Raw genomic sequence first — 19,593 nt, forward strand, 5'->3', positions numbered from 1 at the left:
AAGCCACGCAAAGTGCCCAAAACGGATGTTCCATCTAGGGCAGCCTCTCGATAACCCGAATCGCCACTCACGACGTGGCTTTCGCGGCACCCGAACCAGGCAGACGCGCGAGCGGCCGAGCACGACACCTTCGCCTCGGGCGGATATCGACTTCGTGCAAGCGGAGCTGCGGATTGGACCCCACGTGACACTCGCCGTACGCCGGTCGGCGGATCTTCACAGAAGGCGCGGACCGCGAAGTTACGAGAGACGTGTCGCGAGGTAGTTCACCATTGGCGCTCGGTGCGCGACCGCGTTCCCGGGACGACCTTGCGTTGTGAAAGGCGACGGAGGAGGCGGCTATGACCAGCTCTGAGAGTCTCGTGGACAACAGCGTCAGCGGTGCGCTCGCCGCGATCGCGCGCACGCTGCAGGCCGAGCCCGACGTCGAGACGACTCTCGCGGCGATCGTGAAGGCCGCCGTGGACCAGGTGACCGGAGCCGAATACGCCGGGATCTCCCTGGTCGACCGGCGGCAGCGGATCCGGACGGTCGCGCCGACCGATCAGCTGGTGGTCACCCTCGACGAGGTGCAGTACCGCACCGGGCAGGGTCCGTGCATCGACGCGATCACGGAGCACGAAGTCTATCGCACCGGCGACCTCACCACCGAAGCCCGCTGGCCGGCGTTCACCCCGGCCGCCGCCGAGACCGGTGTTCGCTCGATGCTCTGCTACCGCCTCTTCGTCAGCGAAACCACGCTCGGCGCCTTGAACCTCTCCTCACGCGGCCTCGACGCGTTCAGTGATCAGACCCAGCGGGAAGGCGGCGTGTTCGCCTCCCACGCCGCGATCGCCCTCGTCGGCGCCCAGACCGAGGCCAACCTCCACACCGCGCTCGAACACCGGGACGCGATCGGCACGGCCAAGGGAATCCTGATGCACCGCCACGGGATCGGGCCCGCCGAAGCGTTCCGTCTCCTCGTCGAAGCCTCCCAGGCGGCCAACCTGAAACTGCACGTGGTCGCGGCCTGGCTCGTCGACCATCACCGTGAAGTGTGACCGGAGGCGAATCCGGTGACGGTTTCGCGTGTGGCGTCACTCCCCGCGGGTATCAGAGGGACGGTGGTCGGCTTGTTGAGCAGACAGCGGTCGGCCACCGCCGCCGCCCAGCCCGGAACAGGAGGACGTCGTGCCCGAAGTCAGCCGCGTCGTCGAAGTACCCCCGGAAGCCGTGTTCGCCGTACTCGCGGATGGCTGGCTCTACGCGGGATGGGTGGTGGGTAGTTCACACATCCGTGACGTCGACGAGGACTGGCCCGCCGTCGGCTCCCGCATCCACCACAGTGTCGGGCCGTGGCCCCTGCACATCCAGGACGTGACCGTGGTGAAGGCCGTGGAGCCCGGCACTTCCCTTTCGCTGGAAGCGAGGGGCTGGCCACTCGGTGCCGCGGAGGTGGGCCTCACCCTCTCGCCTCACGGTGCGGGTGAAACGCGGATCCGGATGACCGAACGTATCGTGCGCGGGCCCGCCAAGGTGCTCCCGGAAGCCGTTCAGGCGCTCATCGCCAAGCCGCGCAACGAGGAGGCTCTCGCCAGGCTCGCGGACCTGGCGACCGGGAAGTACGCGAACCGGAAGAGCGCTCAGTCGTAGACCGCCCGGTTCGCCGCCCGGATCACCGCCGCGTAGCCCGCGCCGAGCAGGCCCGTCCTGGCCAGCGCGGCGCGGGCCGCGTTGGCTCCGGGACCACCGTGGACCGCTCCACCGGGATGGGCCGAGGCACCCGCCAAGAACAGCCGGTCCACCGGGGTGTCGGCCCGGCCGAGACCGGGCACCGGGCGGAAGAACAACTGCTGGTGGATGGCCGTGGTACCGGCGTTGATCGCGCCGCCCACGAGGCCCGGGTTGTGTCCCGCCAGTTCTAGAGGACCCTGGACGTACCGGCCCCGGATCAGGTCGGTGAACCCCGGCGCGTTCTTCTCGACGGTCCTCTCGATCCGCGCGACCTGCCGGTCCAGCGCCGTCCGGTCCTCCATCACCCCGCGGGGGACGTGGGTGTAGGCCCACGCCGATTCGGTGCCCGGCGGTGACCGATCCGGATCGCTCGTCGTCATCTGGCCGAACAGCAGGAACGGCTCCTGCGGGCTCCGCCCCCGGACCAGGTCGCCGCCGAACGCCGAGAGGCCGTCCAGATCGGCGCCGAGGTGGATAGTGCCCGCCTCACGAGCGCCTTCCGCCGTCCAGGGAACAGGGCCGGAGAGCGCCCAATCCACCTTCACCGTGGCGCTGTCCCACTGGAACCTGTCGAGGTCGTCCAGCAGCCGGGGCGGCAGCCATTCCGGACCGACCATCTCGCCGTACAGCGTCGGGGCGGGTACGTCCGCGAGCACCGCCTTGCGGGCCCGAAGCAAGTCGCCCGCGCCGGTGCGCACCCCCATGGCGCGGCCGTCGGCGATGAGGACTTCCGTTACCGGACAACGGCATCTCACTTGCCCGCCGCGCGCGACGAGCCGGCGTACCAGCGCGGCGGTCAACTCCCCCGCCCCGCCGACCGGGACGGGAAAGCCCTCGTCCTGGCCGATCATCGCGAGGAGCCAGCCGAAGACCGCGCTTCCCGCGTTGTCCACGGAAAGGTCGCTGTGCGCGGCGTTCCCCGCCAGCAGCAATCGCGCCCCTTCGCCGGCGAAACGCTCCTCGCCGAAGCGGCGCGCGGGCAAGGTGAGCATCCGGGCCAGGCGCAGCGCGTCCGCGGTACCCGTGCGGCGCAGCAGCCGCACCGCGGATCGGACCGGCGGGAACGGGGTGAACAGCGCGTTCAGCAGGGGTTCCCGGATCTCTTGCCATTGGGCGAACAGGCTTCGCCACGCCGCGCCGTCCCCCGGCGCGAAATCGCGGACGGATTCCGCCGTGCGTTCGAGGTCGCGGGACAGCACCACGCACCGGTCGTCCGGCAGGACGTGGGCGAGTACCTGGGGCGCGTGCCGCCAGCGCAGGCCGTGGTCCTCGAGGTCCAGCCCCCGCATGACCGGCGAAACCGCGGTGAGCGGGAAGAAGGCGCTGCACAGGTCGCTGCGGAAGCCGGGTTCGGTGACCTCGTCCGTCCGTACCGATCCGCCGGGCTTCTCCGCCTGCTCCAGCACCAGGACCGACCAGCCGGCGTCCGCCAGGAGGTTGGCCGCCACCAGGCCGTTGTGCCCGGCGCCGACGACGACGGCGTCATGGACTTCAGTACTCACTTTTCCCCCGTTCGTCAGGACTGGGACCGATGGCTCGGCCGGAAGCGGGTCAGTGAGCGGAGTCTCGGCAGCAGCCCGTCGCCGCGTGGTGGGGCGAGCGGCAGGCTCGCCTCGCCCGCCCCCGACCTGAGCCCGGCGACCAGGTCCGCGACCACGCTCGCGGCGTCGTACCGAGGTCGCCAGCCCAGCGCGGTTTCGGCGAGCGTGGTGTCCACGAGAGGCGCGCCGTCGGCGAGATCCAGCCAGCCCGGATGCAGAGGCAGGACACCTGTGCGCCATGCCGCGTACGCGGCCGCGCGGACGAGCTTCTGGGGCGCCGGGACACGGATCCCGCCGAGCAATCCGGCCAGCGCGTCGGCGTCGAGGACTCCTGGTCCGGCCAGATTGACCGCTCCGGTGAACCCGCTGTCGAGAACGAGCCGGATGGCTTCGGCGACATCGGCGCTGTGCACCGCCTGGGCCCGTAGATCTTTCCAAAGAGGAAGGGGCAGCCATCGGTCGCCGACCAGCCGGGCGGGCAGGGCCGGGCCGAGCAGCCAGCGCTGGAACTCCCCCGCCGCCCGCTGCTGGAGGATCGCGCACGGCCGCAACCGCGCCACCCCGACCTCCGGATGATTCGCCTCGAACCGGTCGAGCAGGGTTTCGAGGGCGGCCTTGCCGCGGCTGTACGCGCTGGTTTCGATGCCCTTGCACGGCCAGCTCTCGGTCACCTTCTGCCAGCGCGGAGCGGGGGCGTAGGCGGCGACCGACGAAAGAACGACCACCCGGGGGACACCGGCCGCCACCACCGCGTCGAGTACATGCCGGGTTCCGTGGTCGTTGGAGCGCCACATCGGAGGATCACCACGCTCCGGCGAAATCGCCCAGGCGAGATGGACGACCGCGTCCGCCCCTTCCAGCAAAACGGCCAGCTTGGTCCCGGCGTCGGGTTCGCCGAGGTCTTGCGCGCACCAGCTCGCCGCGCGATACCGCGCGGAGGTGGTGTCAGGCAGTCTCCTGGCCACACCGATCAGCTCGTCGGCGTCGGATTCGAGGACGTCGAGCAGGGCTGTTCCCACGTTTCCGGTGGCACCGGTGATCACGATCCGCACCCCGACCGCGTACCCGGACGCTCCCCGGCGGAAACCCGTCGTCCGGACAGGGTTAGCCGGACGCACAGGGGGTAGCCGCAGGGAACGATCGAAGGAGGAGCATGTCCACTGAGGCCCGTTCACTCGCCGTCGTCACCGGGGCGTCCAGCGGGATCGGATTCGAACTGGCGAAGGTCTTCGCCGACCACGGCTACGACCTGGTGGTAGCGGCGGAAGACGACAGTCTCCTGCCCGCCGCGCGCGAGATTCAGGCTCGCGGAGCCGGCGTGGATGCCGTCCGGACCGACCTCAGCACCTTCGAGGGTGTCGAAGAGCTCGTCGAACACGTGGCCGCGACCGGTCGCCCGGTCGACGTGCTGGCCGTCAACGCCGGGGTCGGTGTCGGCGGCGCGGTGCTGGACAACGATCTGCGGTCACAGCTGCGCACGGTGAATCTCAACGTGACTTCCGCGGTCCACCTGACCTATCGGCTGACCGGGCCGATGGCCGAGCGCAAGGCGGGACGCGTGCTGTTCACCTCGTCCGTCGCCGCTACCGCCCCGGGCCCCTACCTCGCCGTCTATGCGGCGTCGAAAGCGTTTCTGCAGTCCTTTTCGGAGGGCCTGCGGGTCGAGCTGAAGGATTCCGGTGTCACGGTGACGGCGTTGCTGCCGGGCCCGACTGACACCGAGTTCTTCGAGCGGGCCGGGATGCTGGACACCAGAATCGGCGCGGGCCCCAAGGACGATCCCGCCGACATCGCCCGGGCCGGATTCGAAGCCCTGATGAAGGGCGACGACCAGGTGGTCGCCGGCTCGGTCAAGAACAAGGTGCAGGCCGCGGCCGCGCATCTCCTGCCGGACAAGGTCAAGGCCGCTCAGCAGGCGAAGGCCGCCGAACCCGGCGGTGCCGAAAACACCGGAAAGCGGTCCGGCTGATCGAGCGGTCCGCGTCGAACGGAGGCATTCCGATGAACGAACACGGGACCGGACGGCTTTTGCGACCGGTGGTGCTGGTCATCGCCCTGGTCCATCTCGTATTGGGCGTACTGGGCTTTTTCTTCCTGCCGGAAGCCAACCAGACGGGAGAGAACACGGTCTGGATCTTCAGCGCCACCGGCATGCTGAACGTCATCCGCACCCTGATCGGTGTCCTGGGAGTGGTGGCGGTCCTGAAACCGGCGGCCATCTATGGCTACTGCTGGATGGTTTTCGTGGCCTTCGCGGGCTTGACCGCGTTCGGTGTGCTCTCGGCGGCGACCTCGTCGGCCGGTGACGCGGTCAATTTCAACTGGGCCGACAACGTGCTTCACGCGCTGACCTCGCTTTCCGCGCTCATAGCGGGCATCGTTCTGGTTCGGCGGCCGTCAAGGGAACGCACCGGGAGGCGGGCGGACGTTTAACCCGGCGTTTGCAGGAAACCTCCTGGTATGAAGGAAAAAGCACCGCTGCGGATTCTCGTGTGGCATGTACACGGATCCTGGACCGAGGCCTTCGTGCGAGGTGGTCACCGGTACTTCGTCCCCTCGTCGGCCGATGGCGGGCCTTGGGGTCTCGGTCTGAGCGGTCGTGAATGGCCCGCGGCCGAAGAGGTCTCTTTCCCCGAGCTCGCGGACCTCGACCCCGACGTGGTGGTGCTCCAGCGGCCGGAGGAGCTGGAACTGGTCGCCCAGTGGCTGCGCCGTCGTCCCGGCAAAGACCTGCCCGCCGTCTTCGTCGAACACGACACGCCTCGCCCGCACGCGGCCATCACCCGGCACCCGTTGTCCGATCGCGACGACATCCCGGTGGTCCACGTGACGCACTTCAACGACCTGATGTGGGACTCGGGGCTCGCGCCGACGACGGTGATACCGCACGGGATCCCCGATCCCGGCGAGCGCTACACCGGGGAACTCCCGCACGGGGTGGCCTTGATCAACGAGCCGGTCCGCCGAGGACGGATCACGGGAACGGACCTGCTTCCCGCTTTCGCCGAACTCGCCCCTGTCGACGTGTAGGGATCGGGAGCGAGCAACTCGACGGCCGTCACCGCTCCCTGCGTTCCGGCGGAGACCTGCGGAGCCGTGAGCTGCACACCGAAATGGCCCGGCGCCGGGTCTACCTCCACACCGCCCGGTGGACTTCGCTGGGCCTGTCGCTGCTCGAAGCGATGCATCTGGGCATGCCCGTCGTCGCGCTCGCGACCACCGAGGCCGTGCACGCGGTGCCGTCCGACGCCGGTGCGATCTCGACGGACGTCCTTTCCTTGGCCAAGGCTTACCGAGAACTGATCCACGAACCCGATTTCGCCGTCCTCGCCGGGAAATCCGCCCGCGAGTTCGCGCTCGCCCATTACGGGCTCGAAGCGTTCCTCGACCGTTGGGACGCCCTTCTGACCGAGGTGACCGCTTGACTCCGCCGGGCGCGGAGGGAAGGAGTCCGATGAGGATCGCGATGGTTTCCGAGCACGCCAGTCCGCTCGCAGCCCTGGGCGGAGCCGACGCGGGGGGCCAGAATGTCCACGTCGCCGAACTCTCCGCCGCGTTGAGCCGAGCGGGACACGACGTCACCGTCTACACCCGCCGGGAGAACCGCCGCGTTCCCGCCACCGTCGAGGCACCACAGGGGTACCGGATCGTCCACGTCCCGGCGGGACCGCCGAAGAAGCTGCCCAAGGACGAACTCCTGCCGTACATGGGCGATTTCGGCAGGTTCCTGCGGTCTCGCTGGACGAAGGACCGCCCGGACGTCGTCCACGCGCATTTCTGGATGTCCGGTATCGCGGCGATGCTCGCCGCGAAGAACCTCGACATCCCGGTGACGCAGACCTTCCACGCGCTGGGCGTGGTGAAACGCCGCTACCAGGGTGAGCACGACACGAGTCCGGCGGAGCGGATCCGGCTCGAAGGCATGCTCGCCAAACGGGCCGACCAGGTGATCGCGACCTGTTCGGACGAGGTCTTCGAGCTCGCGCGGATGGGCCTGCCCCGGTCACGCGCGGCCGTCGTCCCTTGCGGAGTCGACCTCACCAAGTTCACCCCGGACGGCGAAGTCGCTCCTCGCAAGGCTCGTCATCGGATCGTCAGTGTCGGCAGGCTGGTACCGCGCAAGGGGTTCGACACCGCGATCGCCGCGCTTTCCGCCTTGCCGGACACGGAGCTGGTCATCGCGGGCGGCCCCGACTCCGGCGCCCTCGCCCGGGACCCGGAGGCCACGCGGCTGCGCGAGGTCGCCACCGCGGCCGGCGTCGGTGACCGGTTGTCCCTCCCCGGGCTGGTGTCCCGGGACGACATGCCCGCTCTCCTGCGATCGGCCGACGCGGTCGTCTGCGCGCCTTGGTACGAACCCTTCGGGATCGTCCCGCTGGAAGCCATGGCTTGCGGGGTGCCGGTCGTGGCCACCGCTGTCGGAGGTCTGACGGACACAGTGGTCGACGGCGTGACCGGGCTGCTGGTGCCCCCGCGCAAGCCGAGGGAGCTGGCGAGCGCGCTGAGGAAACTGCTGGACGACACGTCGATGAGGGAAGTGTTCGGCCTCGGCGGGGTCGACAGGGCCAGGGCACGGTACTCGTGGGATCGGGTGGCCTTGGACTGCCTGCGCGCCTACCAGCGGGTTCTGCGGACGGAAACCGATCGCGGCCTAGCCGTCGCGCGTGAAACTCACCCCACGTATCGCCGGGCGGCCGAGTCGCGCTGAGACTCCTCCAACAACAGCAGTCCTCGCTCGACCTCGGCCGGCACCACCCGGCGTTCCCGCAGCACCCACGGGATCCCCCGCGCCGCCTCGGCCACGGCCGCGACGGTCGCCCGGTCGAGAGGCGCGGAGCGCAGGACGACGGCCATGCGGCGCACGGCACTCCGCAGTGGACGCCTCAGCCACAAGGTCCAGAGCGTGTTCCTGATACCCAGCTGACGGCGCCGTCGCGAGTCGCGGACCTTCGAGGGGGCGTGGTGGATCACCATCTCCTGGTCCCAGCACATCCACCAGCCCCCTGCCGCGAGGTCGAGGGCGAACAGTTCTTCCTCTCCCCCGAGCCACATTCGTTCCGAGAACCCACCCACCTGGTGGAAGGCGCGGACCCGGACAGCCGAGAGACCGGCCATGACGCCCAGCAGTGCGGGTCCGGGCAACCAGTCCGGACCGGGGATGGGCGAATGCCGCAGTTCCGGTGTGATCGGGTCTTCGGTCAGCTCCGGCGCCACCAGGCACCGGCCCGTCGTCACCGCGAGGCCGGGGTACCGATCGAGCCTGTCCGCGGCCCGCCGCAACGAGCCCGGCTGCCATCGGGTGTCGTCGTCGCAGAAGGCGACATACGGGGTGGTCACCTCGCGGACGGCGACGTTGCGTGCGACGGCGCCGAGGTTACGGCTCGACCGGATCACCCGTACCGAAGGGAAACCCTCTTCGACCGCGTCCGCCGTCCCGTCGGTGGAGGCGTTGTCCACCAGCACGATCGGTGCGGCGTCGGGCAGGGCGGTCATCGCGCGGAGTGTCTCCAGCACCTGGGCGCGCCGTTCGTGCGTGATCACCACGACCGTGATCCGATCCTCCACTTCAGTCTCCCTGCGCGTGTTCGAGAACCCGGATCTGGCGCTCCACCCCGGCGGGCAGCGGCCGGCGCTCGGCGAGCGCCGACGGCAAGCGCCGCAGCGCCCCGGCGAGTGCGCCCAGCACTCCCGGCTCTCGCGGAACCCTCTTCAGAATCCGCAACCCCTCGGCCACACAGTGGCGGCCAGGTCGTCGCAACACGGTGATCAGCAGCCTGTTGCGCAGCTCGACGCGCTCGCGCCAGCGCTGCGGAGGCCGTGACGCGGAAGGATGATGATGGGCTCGCACGGCGTCCACGTAGCAGAGCCGCCAGCCGTGCGCGGCGAGGTCGTAGGACAGCAGCCTTTCCTCCGCGCCGAAATGCAGCAGCGGATTGAATCCCTCCACCTGGAGATAGGCTTCGCGCCGGACGATGGCGGAGCAGGCCAGGAATCCGAGCACGGCCGGGCCGGGCAGTCCGGCGGGACGTCCCAAGGGGCTGTCCGCCATCAGGGGGACGACTGGATCTTCCCGTTCCTCTTCGCCGACAAGGGTTTTCGCCGCCACCAGTCCGACGTCGGCGTGTCCGTCGAGGATCCGTTCGGACTCGGTGAGAGCGTCTTCGGCCCACCAGGAGTCGTCATCGCTGAAGGCCACATAAGGCGTCCGCGCCAGTGCCACACCGAGATTGCGTGCCGCGACGCCGATGTTGCGCGGCAACCGGACCACGTGCACGCCGGGGAACTCGGCGGCCCGGTCCGCGGTGCCGTCGGAAGAGCCGTTGTCGACCACGATGACCGGCGGCACCGGCCGCAACGCCGTCAAGGCGGTCAACGTCCGTTCCAGTTCGGTCACCCGGTCGCGGGTGGCGACCACGACCGTCGTCCGTGCCCCCGTCATCGCACCGGTCCGCTCTTGAGCGTCTCGACCAGATCCCGTACGAGACCGTCGCCGGTCGGCAGCGCGCGAAGGGCGGCCACCGACCTTCCCTGGACCGAAGAACACCAGCGCCACCAGGAATCGAGGAGGTTAGTGTCGCCGCTCTCCGCCGCGGAAACCAGCGCGGGCCAGCCGAGGGCGTCGGCCTGCGCGCTGACCTTCCCCCCGCCGTCGACCGGGTCCACGGCCAGCACCGGGATCCCCGCCCGGAGGCCCAGCACCAGACCGTGCAGCCGCGTCGTCACCACGACGTCGAGATGCGACAGGATCGAGGTGAACTGATCGGGTGTCTCACAACGCTCCCAGTCGGAGTGAGCGAGCCGGGTGTCGAGCGGGATCCTGGCGCAGTCGACGCCGGCGATCCATTCGGTCACCGAAGTGTGGACCTCCGCGTGACGGCCCGCCGACCCGTACTCGCCTTGCCCCGGCGCCAGGATGACCCCGGTGACCAGCACCTCGTCGGTCCTCGCGCCGAGGGAGAGGTCCGGGGTGCCGATGCCGTCGTGATCGCGGGCGAACACCCGGTCGAACCCCGTGACCGCGTCGTCGGCCGGGTCGATCACGGAGACGCCGACGGCGATCCGGCAGCAGTGGGCGAATCGCCGGTGCACCTCCCGCACCTGCCGGCCGTGCGCGGGCCCGCAGACGAACACGACGTGGCTGTACCTCGCCGGATCCACCTCCTCGTAGCTCAACTCGTCCGGACGGTAGACAGGGCTCCAGGCCAGATCGTGCGGCAGCCCGATGGTCGAAAGGACCTCGCCAACCTCACGCATGGCGAGCACATCCCCGGCGGTCGCCTCGCCGTGCCGGAAACTCGCCCAGCTGATCACCAGTGCACGCATATCCGTGGCTTACCCGGCTGTACCCGGTTCACACCGGTTTTTTCCGGCCCGGACCGGGTAGCCGCCGACATGGACAGTGTGTTCGGACGTGCTTTGGTCACGGGGGGCGCGGGTTTTCTCGGGTCACATCTGTGCGAGCTTCTGCTCGACACCGGCGCCGAGGTCGTCGCGGCCGACAATTTCGCCACCTCCGACGCGGCCAACGTCGCGCATCTCCTCGAACGACCGCGATTCCATTTGGTCTCCCAGGACATCACCGCGCAGGCGACCCTGCCGGGGCCGTTCGACGTCGTGTTCCATCTGGCCTCCGCCGCGTCTCCCCGGGACTACTTCCGTCTCCCGCTGGAGACACTGCGTGCGGGGTCCTACGGCACCGAAAGGGCGCTGGACGTCGCCGCCCGCGACGGCGCGCGGTTCGTCCTCGCCTCGACCAGCGAGGTCTACGGCGATCCCCACGAACATCCGCAGCGCGAGGACTACTGGGGCAACGTGAACCCGATCGGCCCCCGCAGTGTCTACGACGAAGCCAAGCGGTACGCCGAAGCGCTCACCTCGGCCATGCGGCGGGAGCGCGGGGTGAACACCGGGATCGCGCGGATCTTCAACACCTACGGACCGAGGATGCGCGCCGACGACGGCCGCATGATCCCGGAATTCATCGGCCAGGCCCTGCGAGGAGCCCCGCTCACGGTCACCGGAGACGGCAGGCAGACCCGGTCGATCTGCTACGTCGACGACACGGTCCGAGGACTTCTCGCCCTGGCCCGCTCGGGCTCACCCGGCCCGGTCAACCTGGGCAATCCGCAGGAACTGACCGTGCTCCGGATCGCCGAGGAGATCCTGGCGGTCACCGGGAGCACCTCCCGCATCGAACACGTCGAGGCCGCCGTCGACGACCCGGCCCGGCGATGCCCCGACATCTCCCGTGCCCGCCGGGAGCTCGGCTGGGTCCCGGAGATCTCGATGGCGGAAGGACTTCCCCGCACGGTCGCCTGGTTCGCCCGGAGGCTCTCGTGATCCCCCGCGGAGACGCTTCGCTGAGTAGCGACGTCCTGGGCATTCGCGCGGCGTCGTTTATCCCCGACTCCACCGGGTAGCGCTAAAAGAGCAAGCGCGGGTCACGGCCCGTGTCTCCGACCGGAGAGGTGGCCCGGTGCGCATTCTCGGTATCAACGCCGTCTTCCACGACCCGGCCGCGGCACTCGTCATCGACGGCGAGATCGTGGCGGCCGCGGAGGAGGAACGGTTCAGCCAGCGCAAACACGGCAAACGACCAGTGCCCTTCTCCGCTTGGGAACAACCCGCCGAGGCGGCCGCGTGGTGTCTCGCCGAAGCGGGTATCGCGCCGCAGGATCTCGACGCCGTCGGCTATTCCTACGATCCGGCGCTCGTCGAACCCGGACTGGTGGGGCACGACGGCAAGAACGAATGTCTCCGCACCGATTTCGCCCGCCGCGCACCCGCTTTCCTCAAAGCCGCGCTGCCCGGGCTGGATCCCGCGAACGTCCGGTTCGTCCGGCACCATGTCGCGCACGCCGCCTCGGCCGCGTTCGCCGCCCCGTTCGAGGACTGCGCCGTGCTGGTCGCCGACGGCCGTGGTGAGAGTACGTCCTATCTCGCGGGCGAATACCGCGACGGCGAATTCGAGGAACTCGCCGAGCAGCGGCTCCCGCATTCACTCGGGTTGATGTACGAGGACCTGACCGAACACCTCGGTTTCGCCCGCTCCAGCGACGAGTACAAGGTGATGGCCTTGGCCTCGTACGGGAAACCGCGCTTTCTCGGCCGGATCGCCGAGAGCGTGCAGGTCAACGGAATGGGGTTTCGCACCGACGAGATCGACTGGTCCTCGTTCGCCCCGGCCGTCGAGCCCGGTCAGGAACCCGGACGCGAGCACGCGGATCTGACCGCGAGTGTCCAGCGCTGTCTGGAGGACGTGCTGCTGGAACTGGCGGGGAAGCTCCACGAGCACACCGGCCGGGCCGATCTGGCGATGGCGGGCGGGATCGCCCTCAACTGCGTCGCCAACACCCGGCTCCACGCCGAGGGCCCGTTCGACCGGATCTGGGTCCAGCCCGCCGCCGGTGACGCCGGCACCGCGCTCGGCGCGGCCCTGCAACTCGCGGCGGACTTCGGCGACCGGACCAAGCCGATGTCCGGCGCCGACCTCGGGCGCGGCTGGACCGACGCGCAACTGGAGAACGCCCTGCGGACCGCGAACGTGCGGTACGAGCGGCCGGACGACGTCGCCGAGTCGGTCGCCGAGGCCTTGGCCGAGGACCGGATCGTGGCGTGGTTCCAAGGCCGGTCCGAATTCGGGCCGCGCGCGCTCGGTCATCGTTCGCTGCTCGCCCATCCCGGCCACGAGGCCAATCTCGAACGGATCAACGACGTCAAGGGCCGGGAGCAGTTCCGCCCGGTCGCCCCGATGGTGCTCGCCGAACGCGCCGGCGAGATCTTCTCCCGAGGGCCGCTTCCCAGCCCGTACATGCTTTTCGTACACGATGTCGCTCCACAGTGGAGGGACCGGATCCCGGCGGTGACCCATGTCGACGGCACCGCCCGCGTACAGACCGTGGACCCCGCGCAGGAGCCGCTCGTCGCGAGGATGCTCGATGCGTTCGAACGACGCACCGGGGTACCCGCGGTCGTCAACACCAGCCTCAACACGGCGGGCAGGCCGATGGTCGACTCGCCGAGGGACGCGCTCGAATGTTTCGGTTCGGCGCCCATCGACCTGCTCGCGCTCGGACCTTTCGTGGTCCGCCGCCCCTGACCCTGGAGGTGTGCCGTGATCGAAGAACACTTCGCCGCATTGAGCGAAGCCGCAGGGAAATCCGTTTCCTGGGGACCGAAGATCGTGGGCTGGGGTGATCATCTGGCGGCGGTCCTGTCTTCCGGCGGGCGACTGCTCGCCTGCGGCAACGGCGGGAGCGCCGCGGAGGCACAGCACCTCACCGGGGAGCTGGTGGGCCGTTTCCGCAACGACCGGCGGCCGTTCTCGGCGATCGCCCTGCACGCGGACACCTCCGCGGCCACGGCGATCGCCAACGACTACGGCGACCACGAGCTGTTCGCGCGGCAGGTACGCGCGCACGGCCGCCCCGGTGACGTCCTCGTCTGCCTGTCGACCAGCGGCGGCAGCCAGAACGTCGTCGCGGCGGCGAAAGCCGCGCACGAGGAAGGGGTCACGACCTGGGCGCTGACCGGCCCCTCCCCCAACCCGCTCGCCGCGCTCTGCGACGACGCGATCCCGGTGGAGGCGCCGTCGATGGCCACCGTCCAGGAGATCCACCTGGCCCTGGTGCACGCCTTGTGCACGGCGCTGGACGACGCACTCGGGGTGCCCACGTGAGGCCGCTGGTCGTGGTGGGCGACGCCTTGCTGGACGTGGACGTCGACGGCGTCTCGGACCGGCTCTGCCCGGACGCGCCGGTGCCCGTGGTCGACCTGGTCCGCGAATGGCGGCGGCCGGGTGGCGCGGGACTGGCCGCTCTGCTCGCGGCACGCTCCACCGCCGAGGTCGTCCTGATCGCCCCGATGGGTGACGACCAGGCGGGCCACGCCCTGGCCGGTCTGCTGGAACGCGAGGTCGGGCTGGTCCGGATGCCGTTACGCGGCACCACCGTCACCAAGACGCGGGTGCGGGCCGCCGGGCAGTCGCTGGTCCGGCTCGACAGCGGCGACGGCGAGGCCGAGACCGCTCCCCTGACCGGCGAGGTGCGGGACACGCTGCGGTCGGCGGGGGCGATCCTCGTCGCCGACTACGGCCGCGGCATCACCGGACACCCGGAGCTGCGGCGGCTGCTGGGCGGACTGGCCGGGGAGATCCCGGTCGTCTGGGATCCGCATCCCCGCGGCGCCGTGCCCGTCGGCGGGATCCGGCTGGCCACCCCGAATCTCGCCGAGGCCGAGCAGTGCACCGGGACGCGGGCCGACGCCGGGGAGCTGGCCGAGCTGATGCGAGCGGCGTGGGACGCCGGCGCGGTCAGCGTCACCACGGGTTCGCAGGGGGCGGTCCTCACCGAAGGCGGGCACCTCACGGTGTTCCGGCCGCCACCCGGCATCGTCGCCAAGGACACCTGCGGCGCGGGCGACCGGTTCGCTTCCGCCGCCACCGCCGCGCTCCTCGCCGGAGCGACCACGGCCGAAGCGGTGGCCGCGGGGGTCGACACGGCCGCGCGTTTCGTCGCGACGGGCGGCGCCGCCACACTGTCTACTGTGGACAGCGCTCCGGTGCGGGATTCCCTGCCTGCCGGCACGTCGGCGTTCGACGTCGCCGCACGGACCCGCGCGCGTGGCGGCAGGCTGGTCGCCACCGGTGGCTGCTTCGATCTGCTGCACCCCGGCCACGCGAGCCTCCTGCGGCAAGCACGCGCCCTGGGCGACGCGCTCGTCGTCTGCCTCAACTCCGATGAATCGGTCCGCGGGCTGAAGGGACCGGGACGGCCGATCGTGGCCGCCCGCGACCGGGCCCGGCTGCTCACCGAACTCGGTTCCGTCGACGCCGTGGCGGTGTTCGACGAACCCGATCCAGCCGCGTTGCTGGACCGCCTGCGCCCGGACGTCTGGGTCAAGGGCGGCGACTACGCGGACACGGAACTCCCCGAAAGCGCCGTGGTGCACCGGCACGGCGGCGAAATCGTCCTGATCCCGACCATCCGCGGCTATTCCACCTCCCGGCTGGTGGCCGCGGCGGAAGGAGCATGATGCGTCCTCTCGGCAACGTCCTGATCACCGGCGGTGCCTCCGGCCTCGGCGCGGCGGTGGTCGACGCCGTCCGCGAGGCGGGCGGCACCCCGCTCGTCATAGACCGCGCGGAGCCCGCGGCGGACGTCCTTTTCGCGCGGGCCGATCTGGCGGACTCCGCCGCCGCCGCGACCGCCGTCGACGAACTGGCCGAACGCGCGGGCGGCCTGGACGGCGTGTTCACCGCGGCGGGCACCGACGCCTGCGGACCGCTCGACGAAGTGACCACGGAGGACTGGGAACGGGTGGTCAAGGTCAACCTGTTCGGCACGGCCGCGGTCGTCCGCGCGGCCCTGCCCCATCTGCGGCTGAGCCACGGCACGGTGGTGACCTGCGCGTCAACCCTGGGCCTGCGGGTCGCGGGCGACGCGAGTGCCTACTGCGCCTCGAAATTCGGCATCGTCGGGTTCACGAGGGCACTGGCCATGGAACTGGCAGGCCGGGTGGGCGTGACGATGCTCGTCCCCGGCGGGATGCACACCGCGTTCTTCGACGACCGCGCCGCCCGGTACAAGCCGCCGCCCGACGCGAAACTGAACCGGCCCGAGCACGTCGCCGCCTCCGTGGTGTTCGCGCTTTCCCAGCCGCCCGGCTGTGAGGTCCGCGAACTCGTGGTGTGCGCTTCCGAGGAAGGGTCGTGGCCGTGAGCGGCGGCATCCTGGTACTCCGCGCGCTCGGCCTCGGTGACCTGCTCACCGCGGTCCCCGCCCTGCGGGCACTTCGCCGCGCCTTCGAGAACGAGCGGCTGGTGCTGGCCGCCCCCGAGAATTTGCGGGACATCGTCGAGTTGATCGACGCGGTGGACGAACTGCTCCCGACCGCGGGCCTCGGCGAGCTGTCGTGGCCGGGCGAACCCCCGCGGCTGGCGGTCAACCTGCACGGCCGCGGCCCGGAGAGCATCCACGATCTGCTCGCGAAGGACCCGGTCGAAGTGATCACCCACCGGCATCCGGACTTCCCCGGCCTCGACGGCCCGGAGTGGCCCGCCGACGTCCACGAGGTCGACCGCTGGTGCCGCCTGCTGGAGGCCGCCAGGATCCCGGCCGATCGGGCCGACCTCGCCCTGCCGCCGCCACCCGGACCGAGTCCGGCGCCCGGCGCGGTGGTGATCCATCCCGGTGCCGCGTTCGCGGCCCGGCGCTGGCCCGCCGAACGGTACGCGCGGGTGGCGCGGGAACTGGCCGGAGAACATCGGGTGGTGGTCACCGGCAGCGCCGCCGAAGCGGCCCTCGTCCGCGAGGTCACCGACCAGGCGGGCCTCCCCGCGGACGCCGCCCTCACCGAGGACACCGGACTCGCCGAACTGGCCTCGACCGTGGCCGAGGCCTCCCTCGTCCTCTGTGGTGACACCGGCGTCGGTCATCTCGCCACCGCTTACGGCACGCCGTCGGTCCTGCTGTTCGGCCCGACCCCGCCCCGCCTCTGGGGCCCGCCGCCCGAGGCATGGCAGCACACGGTGCTCTGGGTGGGCGACGTCGGCGACCCACACGCGGCCGAGCCGGACGCGGGCCTGTTGCTGCTGCACGAGGAACGGGTGCTCAGCGCGGCGAGCGAACTGCTCCGGACGGGCGTGGCCCATGGTTGACCGGGTCGGCGTCATCGGAGCGGGTTACGTGGGTTTGACGACCGCCGCTTGTCTCACTCACCTGGGCCACGACGTCCTCTGCATCGACAGCGATCAGTCCAAAGTAGACGAACTCGGCCAGGGCGAGGTCGCCATCGCCGAGCCGGGACTGACCGAACTCGTCCGCGACGGCCTCATCTGCGGACGCCTGCGGTTCAGCACCGCGATGAACGGGCTGGCCGCCGTGGACGTCGTCCTGCTCTGCCTGCCGACACCGAAAGGCGAAGGCGGGGAGGCGGACGTCCGGATCCTCGAAGAAGTCGTGGCCACGCTGCCCGGCCTGCTCGCACCGGGATGCGTGGTGGTCACGAAGTCCACCGTTCCCGTCGGCACGGGGAACCGGCTGGCGGAGCTGCTTCGCGACGCCGGTCTCCCGGTGGTCGGCAATCCCGAGTTCCTCCGTGAAGGTCACGCGGTCGAGGACTTCCTGCGTCCGGACCGGATCGTGCTCGGTGCGAGCGAAGAAGATCAGGCCGCCGCCGAAAGGGTGGCGGCGCTGTACGGCGAGACGGACGCGCCCGTGTGGTTCACCGATCCGTCGAGTGCCGAACTGGCGAAGTACGCCAGCAACGCCTTTCTGGCGCTGAAACTGTCCTATGTGAACATCCTCGCCGAACTGTGCGAACACCACGGCGCCGACATCCGCGACGTCGGACGGCTGATCGGGCTCGACTCCCGGATCGGGCCCGCCTTTCTGCGGCCTGGTCCCGGCTGGGGCGGCTCATGCCTGCCGAAGGACACCGCCGCGTTGCTCCGGACGGCGGAACGCGCGGGCGTCGACTTCGGCATGCTGCGCGACGCCATGAAGGCCAACGCGCGGCAGCAGGCGGCCGTCGTGCGCAAGATCCGGCTCGCGATCACCGGCACGCCGGACGGCTCGCTCGCGGGCGTCCGGATCGGCTTGCTCGGGCTGGCGTTCAAGGCGGGGACCGGGGACCTGCGCGACTCCCCCGCGCTGGCGATCGCCAGGGAACTCGCGAGGAGCGGCGCGGTCCTGACCGGTTACGACCCCGGCGTCGAAAGCGCCGAGCCGGACGTCGTCCAGGTCGTCGACGACCCCTACCTGGTGGCCAAGGACGCCGAGGCGCTGGTGGTGCTCACCGAATGGCCCGAGTTCCGCGAACTCGACTGGACCCGGCTCGCCGCGGCCGCCGAACGGGCCGTCGTGGTCGACACCAGGAATCTGCTGGATCCGGCGGCCGTCGGCGAAGCGGGGTTCAGTCACACCAGGCTGGGCATCGACGGTCACGGCCCGGGCGGCGCGAGGTGAACGACCTTCGTCTGGGTCATCTCGTCGAGCAGTTCGGGGCCGTAGCCGTAACCGCTTCCGCTGGCCCGGCGGGGATGCGCGGAACCTCCTGGCGCGCCACCGAAGACGTCGTTGACCTTCACCGTGCCGACGGGGAGCTCCCGCCAGGCCCGCTGCGCGTGCTCCATCGACGCGGTGAGCACCGTGGCGGCGAGGCCGTAGTCGTCCGTAGCCGCCAGCTCCAGCGCCTGGTCGAAGTCCGGCGTCACGCACACCGGCGCGACCGGGCCGAAGGTCTCCTCCTTGAACACCCGCATCCCCGTGGTGCACCCCACGAGCACGGTCGCCGGGTAGAAGGCGCCTGGTCCGTCCGGAAGCTCCCCACCGGTCAGCGGCTCGGCACCCTGCGCGATCGCCTCCACGACCTGGTCGTGCACGCCTTCGCGATGGCGCCGGTCGACCAGCGGGGCGAGCCGGCGGTTTCCGGCTTCCTCGGCCAAAGCGCCGAGGAAGGCATCGGCGATGTCCTGGTGCACATAGATCCGCTCGACGGCCACGCAGATCTGCCCCGAGTTGGCGAAGGCCCCGGTCGCGGCTTGCGCGGCGGCCCAGCGGGGGTCCACCCCGGCGTCGACCACGAGCGGGTCGTTGCCGCCGTTCTCCAGCAACGCTTTCGCTCCCGTTTTCGCGGTCGCGGAGGCGATCGAGCGGCCCGCCGCGGTGCTTCCGACGTGCGCCACCAGGTCGACGTCCCGGCTCGCCGCCAGCGCGGCGCCGATCTCGCCGTCTCCTTGCACCGTTTGGAGAACCCCGTCCGGCAACAGCGAAGAAAGCACGGTCCCGAGCAGTCCTCCGGTGTGCGGGCAGCGTTCACTGGGCTTGTGCACCACCGTGTTGCCGGTGACCAGTGCCGCGCCGAGCAGGCCGCAGGCCACCGCGACCGGGTCGTTCCACGGGGTGAGCGCGACCACCACACCCCGTGCCTCGGGCACCATCAGGTCGGTGGCCCCCGGGTCGCCCAGGAGGGATCGCCCGCGGTGCACCGGTCCGAGTTCGGCATATTGCTCGAGCGTGCCGACACCGGCGAGGACGCTTTCTTCCGCCTCGGCCCGGGGCTTCCCGGTCTCGCTCTCGATGAGGCCGGCGAGCTCGCCGACCCGCTCGCGCAGCTCTCTCGCCGCGTCCTTGACCGCCGCCCCGCGTTCGGCTGCCGGGGTGGACGCCCAGCGCCGAGCGGCCTTCTTCGCCGAGCCGAGCACGGATCCGAGGGCGTCGGCCGCCGTCACCGGCATGGTCCCGACGAGGCTGTCGTCGGCGGGATCGTGGATCTTCAGCATGCGCTTCGGTTACCCGGTTCCCCGTCGATGACACCTCCGCCACCGGCTCGCTCCACT

At 70.6% G+C, this 19,593-nt stretch carries 18 protein-coding genes and 1 pseudogene; 13 read left to right on the forward strand and 6 right to left on the reverse strand.

The features are described 5' to 3' along the window. Positions 1 to 341 precede the first annotated feature (341 nt). The gene (locus CFP71_RS08930; protein WP_093933357.1) at positions 342 to 1,040 is read left to right on the forward strand and encodes a GAF and ANTAR domain-containing protein; all 699 of its coding nucleotides are present in this window, start codon (positions 342 to 344) and stop codon (positions 1,038 to 1,040) included. Between the two features lie 130 nt (positions 1,041 to 1,170). Then, positions 1,171 to 1,632 (forward strand): SRPBCC family protein, encoded by a 462-nt coding sequence (locus CFP71_RS08935; RefSeq protein ID WP_093933358.1) that lies wholly within the window; start codon positions 1,171 to 1,173, stop codon positions 1,630 to 1,632. On the opposite strand, the gene CFP71_RS08940 is transcribed toward CFP71_RS08935, so the two are convergent. Together CFP71_RS08940 and CFP71_RS08945 are read right to left on the reverse strand one after the other, a co-directional pair. Then, positions 1,623 to 3,215, reverse strand: a complete 1,593-nt coding sequence (locus CFP71_RS08940; RefSeq protein ID WP_093933359.1) for a phytoene desaturase family protein — start codon at positions 3,213 to 3,215, stop codon at positions 1,623 to 1,625. The two genes, CFP71_RS08935 and CFP71_RS08940, sit on opposite strands and share 10 nt — an antisense overlap. A gap of 14 nt (positions 3,216 to 3,229) precedes the next feature. Then, on the reverse strand, positions 3,230 to 4,306 hold the full coding sequence (locus CFP71_RS08945; RefSeq protein WP_093933360.1) for an NAD-dependent epimerase/dehydratase family protein: 1,077 nt from the start codon (positions 4,304 to 4,306) through the stop codon (positions 3,230 to 3,232). 101 nt (positions 4,307 to 4,407) lie between these two features. Between CFP71_RS08945 and CFP71_RS08950 the strand changes: the two genes are divergently transcribed. The 4 genes and pseudogenes from CFP71_RS08950 (at position 4,408) to CFP71_RS08965 (ending at position 7,962) form a co-directional block, all read left to right on the forward strand. Continuing rightward, entirely contained in the window at positions 4,408 to 5,223 is an 816-nt protein-coding gene (locus CFP71_RS08950; protein WP_093933361.1) for an SDR family NAD(P)-dependent oxidoreductase, read from the forward strand. 68 nt (positions 5,224 to 5,291) lie between these two features. Beyond that, positions 5,292 to 5,687: a DUF4383 domain-containing protein gene (locus tag CFP71_RS08955; protein WP_244199607.1), complete on the forward strand. Its 396-nt coding sequence runs from the start codon at positions 5,292 to 5,294 to the stop codon at positions 5,685 to 5,687. A gap of 27 nt (positions 5,688 to 5,714) precedes the next feature. Further along, positions 5,715 to 6,679, forward strand: a pseudogene (locus CFP71_RS08960) (glycosyltransferase). A gap of 29 nt (positions 6,680 to 6,708) precedes the next feature. Continuing rightward, positions 6,709 to 7,962, forward strand: a complete 1,254-nt coding sequence (locus tag CFP71_RS08965) for a glycosyltransferase (protein WP_093933363.1) — start codon at positions 6,709 to 6,711, stop codon at positions 7,960 to 7,962. On the opposite strand, the gene CFP71_RS08970 is transcribed toward CFP71_RS08965, so the two are convergent. The 3 genes from CFP71_RS08970 to CFP71_RS08980 are packed head-to-tail and all read right to left on the reverse strand — an operon-like array spanning position 7,926 to position 10,577. After that, complete coding sequence (locus CFP71_RS08970) at positions 7,926 to 8,819, reverse strand: glycosyltransferase family 2 protein (protein ID WP_093933364.1); 894 nt, start codon at positions 8,817 to 8,819, stop codon at positions 7,926 to 7,928. The genes CFP71_RS08965 and CFP71_RS08970 overlap by 37 nt on opposite strands. Before the next feature lies 1 nt (position 8,820). Next, on the reverse strand, positions 8,821 to 9,693 hold the full coding sequence (locus CFP71_RS08975; RefSeq protein ID WP_093933365.1) for a glycosyltransferase family 2 protein: 873 nt from the start codon (positions 9,691 to 9,693) through the stop codon (positions 8,821 to 8,823). Then, positions 9,690 to 10,577, reverse strand: coding sequence for a polysaccharide pyruvyl transferase family protein (locus tag CFP71_RS08980; RefSeq protein ID WP_093933366.1), 888 nt, complete (start codon positions 10,575 to 10,577; stop codon positions 9,690 to 9,692). The genes CFP71_RS08975 and CFP71_RS08980 overlap by 4 nt, the downstream gene beginning before the upstream one ends. Positions 10,578 to 10,646: 69 nt before the next feature. Here CFP71_RS08980 and CFP71_RS08985 point away from each other — a divergent pair, with 69 nt between their 5' ends. The 7 genes from CFP71_RS08985 to CFP71_RS09015 all read left to right on the forward strand — a co-directional run bounded on the left by CFP71_RS08985 (position 10,647) and on the right by CFP71_RS09015 (position 18,220). Continuing rightward, positions 10,647 to 11,594 carry an NAD-dependent epimerase/dehydratase family protein gene (locus CFP71_RS08985; protein WP_093933367.1) on the forward strand — a complete coding sequence of 316 codons (948 nt, stop codon included), beginning with the start codon at positions 10,647 to 10,649 and terminating at the stop codon, positions 11,592 to 11,594. Positions 11,595 to 11,730: 136 nt separating this feature from the next. Further along, positions 11,731 to 13,353: a carbamoyltransferase family protein gene (locus tag CFP71_RS08990; protein WP_093933368.1), complete on the forward strand. Its 1,623-nt coding sequence runs from the start codon at positions 11,731 to 11,733 to the stop codon at positions 13,351 to 13,353. A gap of 15 nt (positions 13,354 to 13,368) precedes the next feature. Next, positions 13,369 to 13,932 carry a D-sedoheptulose-7-phosphate isomerase gene (locus CFP71_RS08995; protein WP_167406052.1) on the forward strand — a complete coding sequence of 188 codons (564 nt, stop codon included), beginning with the start codon at positions 13,369 to 13,371 and terminating at the stop codon, positions 13,930 to 13,932. Continuing rightward, positions 13,929 to 15,287, forward strand: coding sequence for a PfkB family carbohydrate kinase (locus CFP71_RS09000; protein WP_093933369.1), 1,359 nt, complete (start codon positions 13,929 to 13,931; stop codon positions 15,285 to 15,287). The genes CFP71_RS08995 and CFP71_RS09000 overlap by 4 nt, the downstream gene beginning before the upstream one ends. Next, positions 15,287 to 15,973: an SDR family oxidoreductase gene (locus CFP71_RS09005; protein ID WP_093933370.1), complete on the forward strand. Its 687-nt coding sequence runs from the start codon at positions 15,287 to 15,289 to the stop codon at positions 15,971 to 15,973. Before CFP71_RS09000 ends, CFP71_RS09005 begins: the two co-directional genes overlap by 1 nt. Beyond that, on the forward strand, positions 15,964 to 16,911 hold the full coding sequence (locus CFP71_RS09010; protein WP_093933371.1) for a glycosyltransferase family 9 protein: 948 nt from the start codon (positions 15,964 to 15,966) through the stop codon (positions 16,909 to 16,911). Before CFP71_RS09005 ends, CFP71_RS09010 begins: the two co-directional genes overlap by 10 nt. Beyond that, a complete protein-coding gene (locus tag CFP71_RS09015) occupies positions 16,904 to 18,220 on the forward strand; it encodes a UDP-glucose dehydrogenase family protein (RefSeq protein ID WP_093933372.1) in 1,317 nt (438 codons plus the stop codon). The genes CFP71_RS09010 and CFP71_RS09015 overlap by 8 nt, the downstream gene beginning before the upstream one ends. Here the strand turns inward: CFP71_RS09015 and CFP71_RS09020 are convergent. Beyond that, positions 18,196 to 19,536 carry an aldehyde dehydrogenase family protein gene (locus CFP71_RS09020; RefSeq protein WP_093933373.1) on the reverse strand — a complete coding sequence of 447 codons (1,341 nt, stop codon included), beginning with the start codon at positions 19,534 to 19,536 and terminating at the stop codon, positions 18,196 to 18,198. The two genes, CFP71_RS09015 and CFP71_RS09020, sit on opposite strands and share 25 nt — an antisense overlap. Positions 19,537 to 19,593 lie beyond the last annotated feature (57 nt).

The sequence above is a fragment of the Amycolatopsis thailandensis genome (assembly GCF_002234405.1).
In the GTDB taxonomy this organism is placed as follows: domain Bacteria; phylum Actinomycetota; class Actinomycetes; order Mycobacteriales; family Pseudonocardiaceae; genus Amycolatopsis; species Amycolatopsis thailandensis.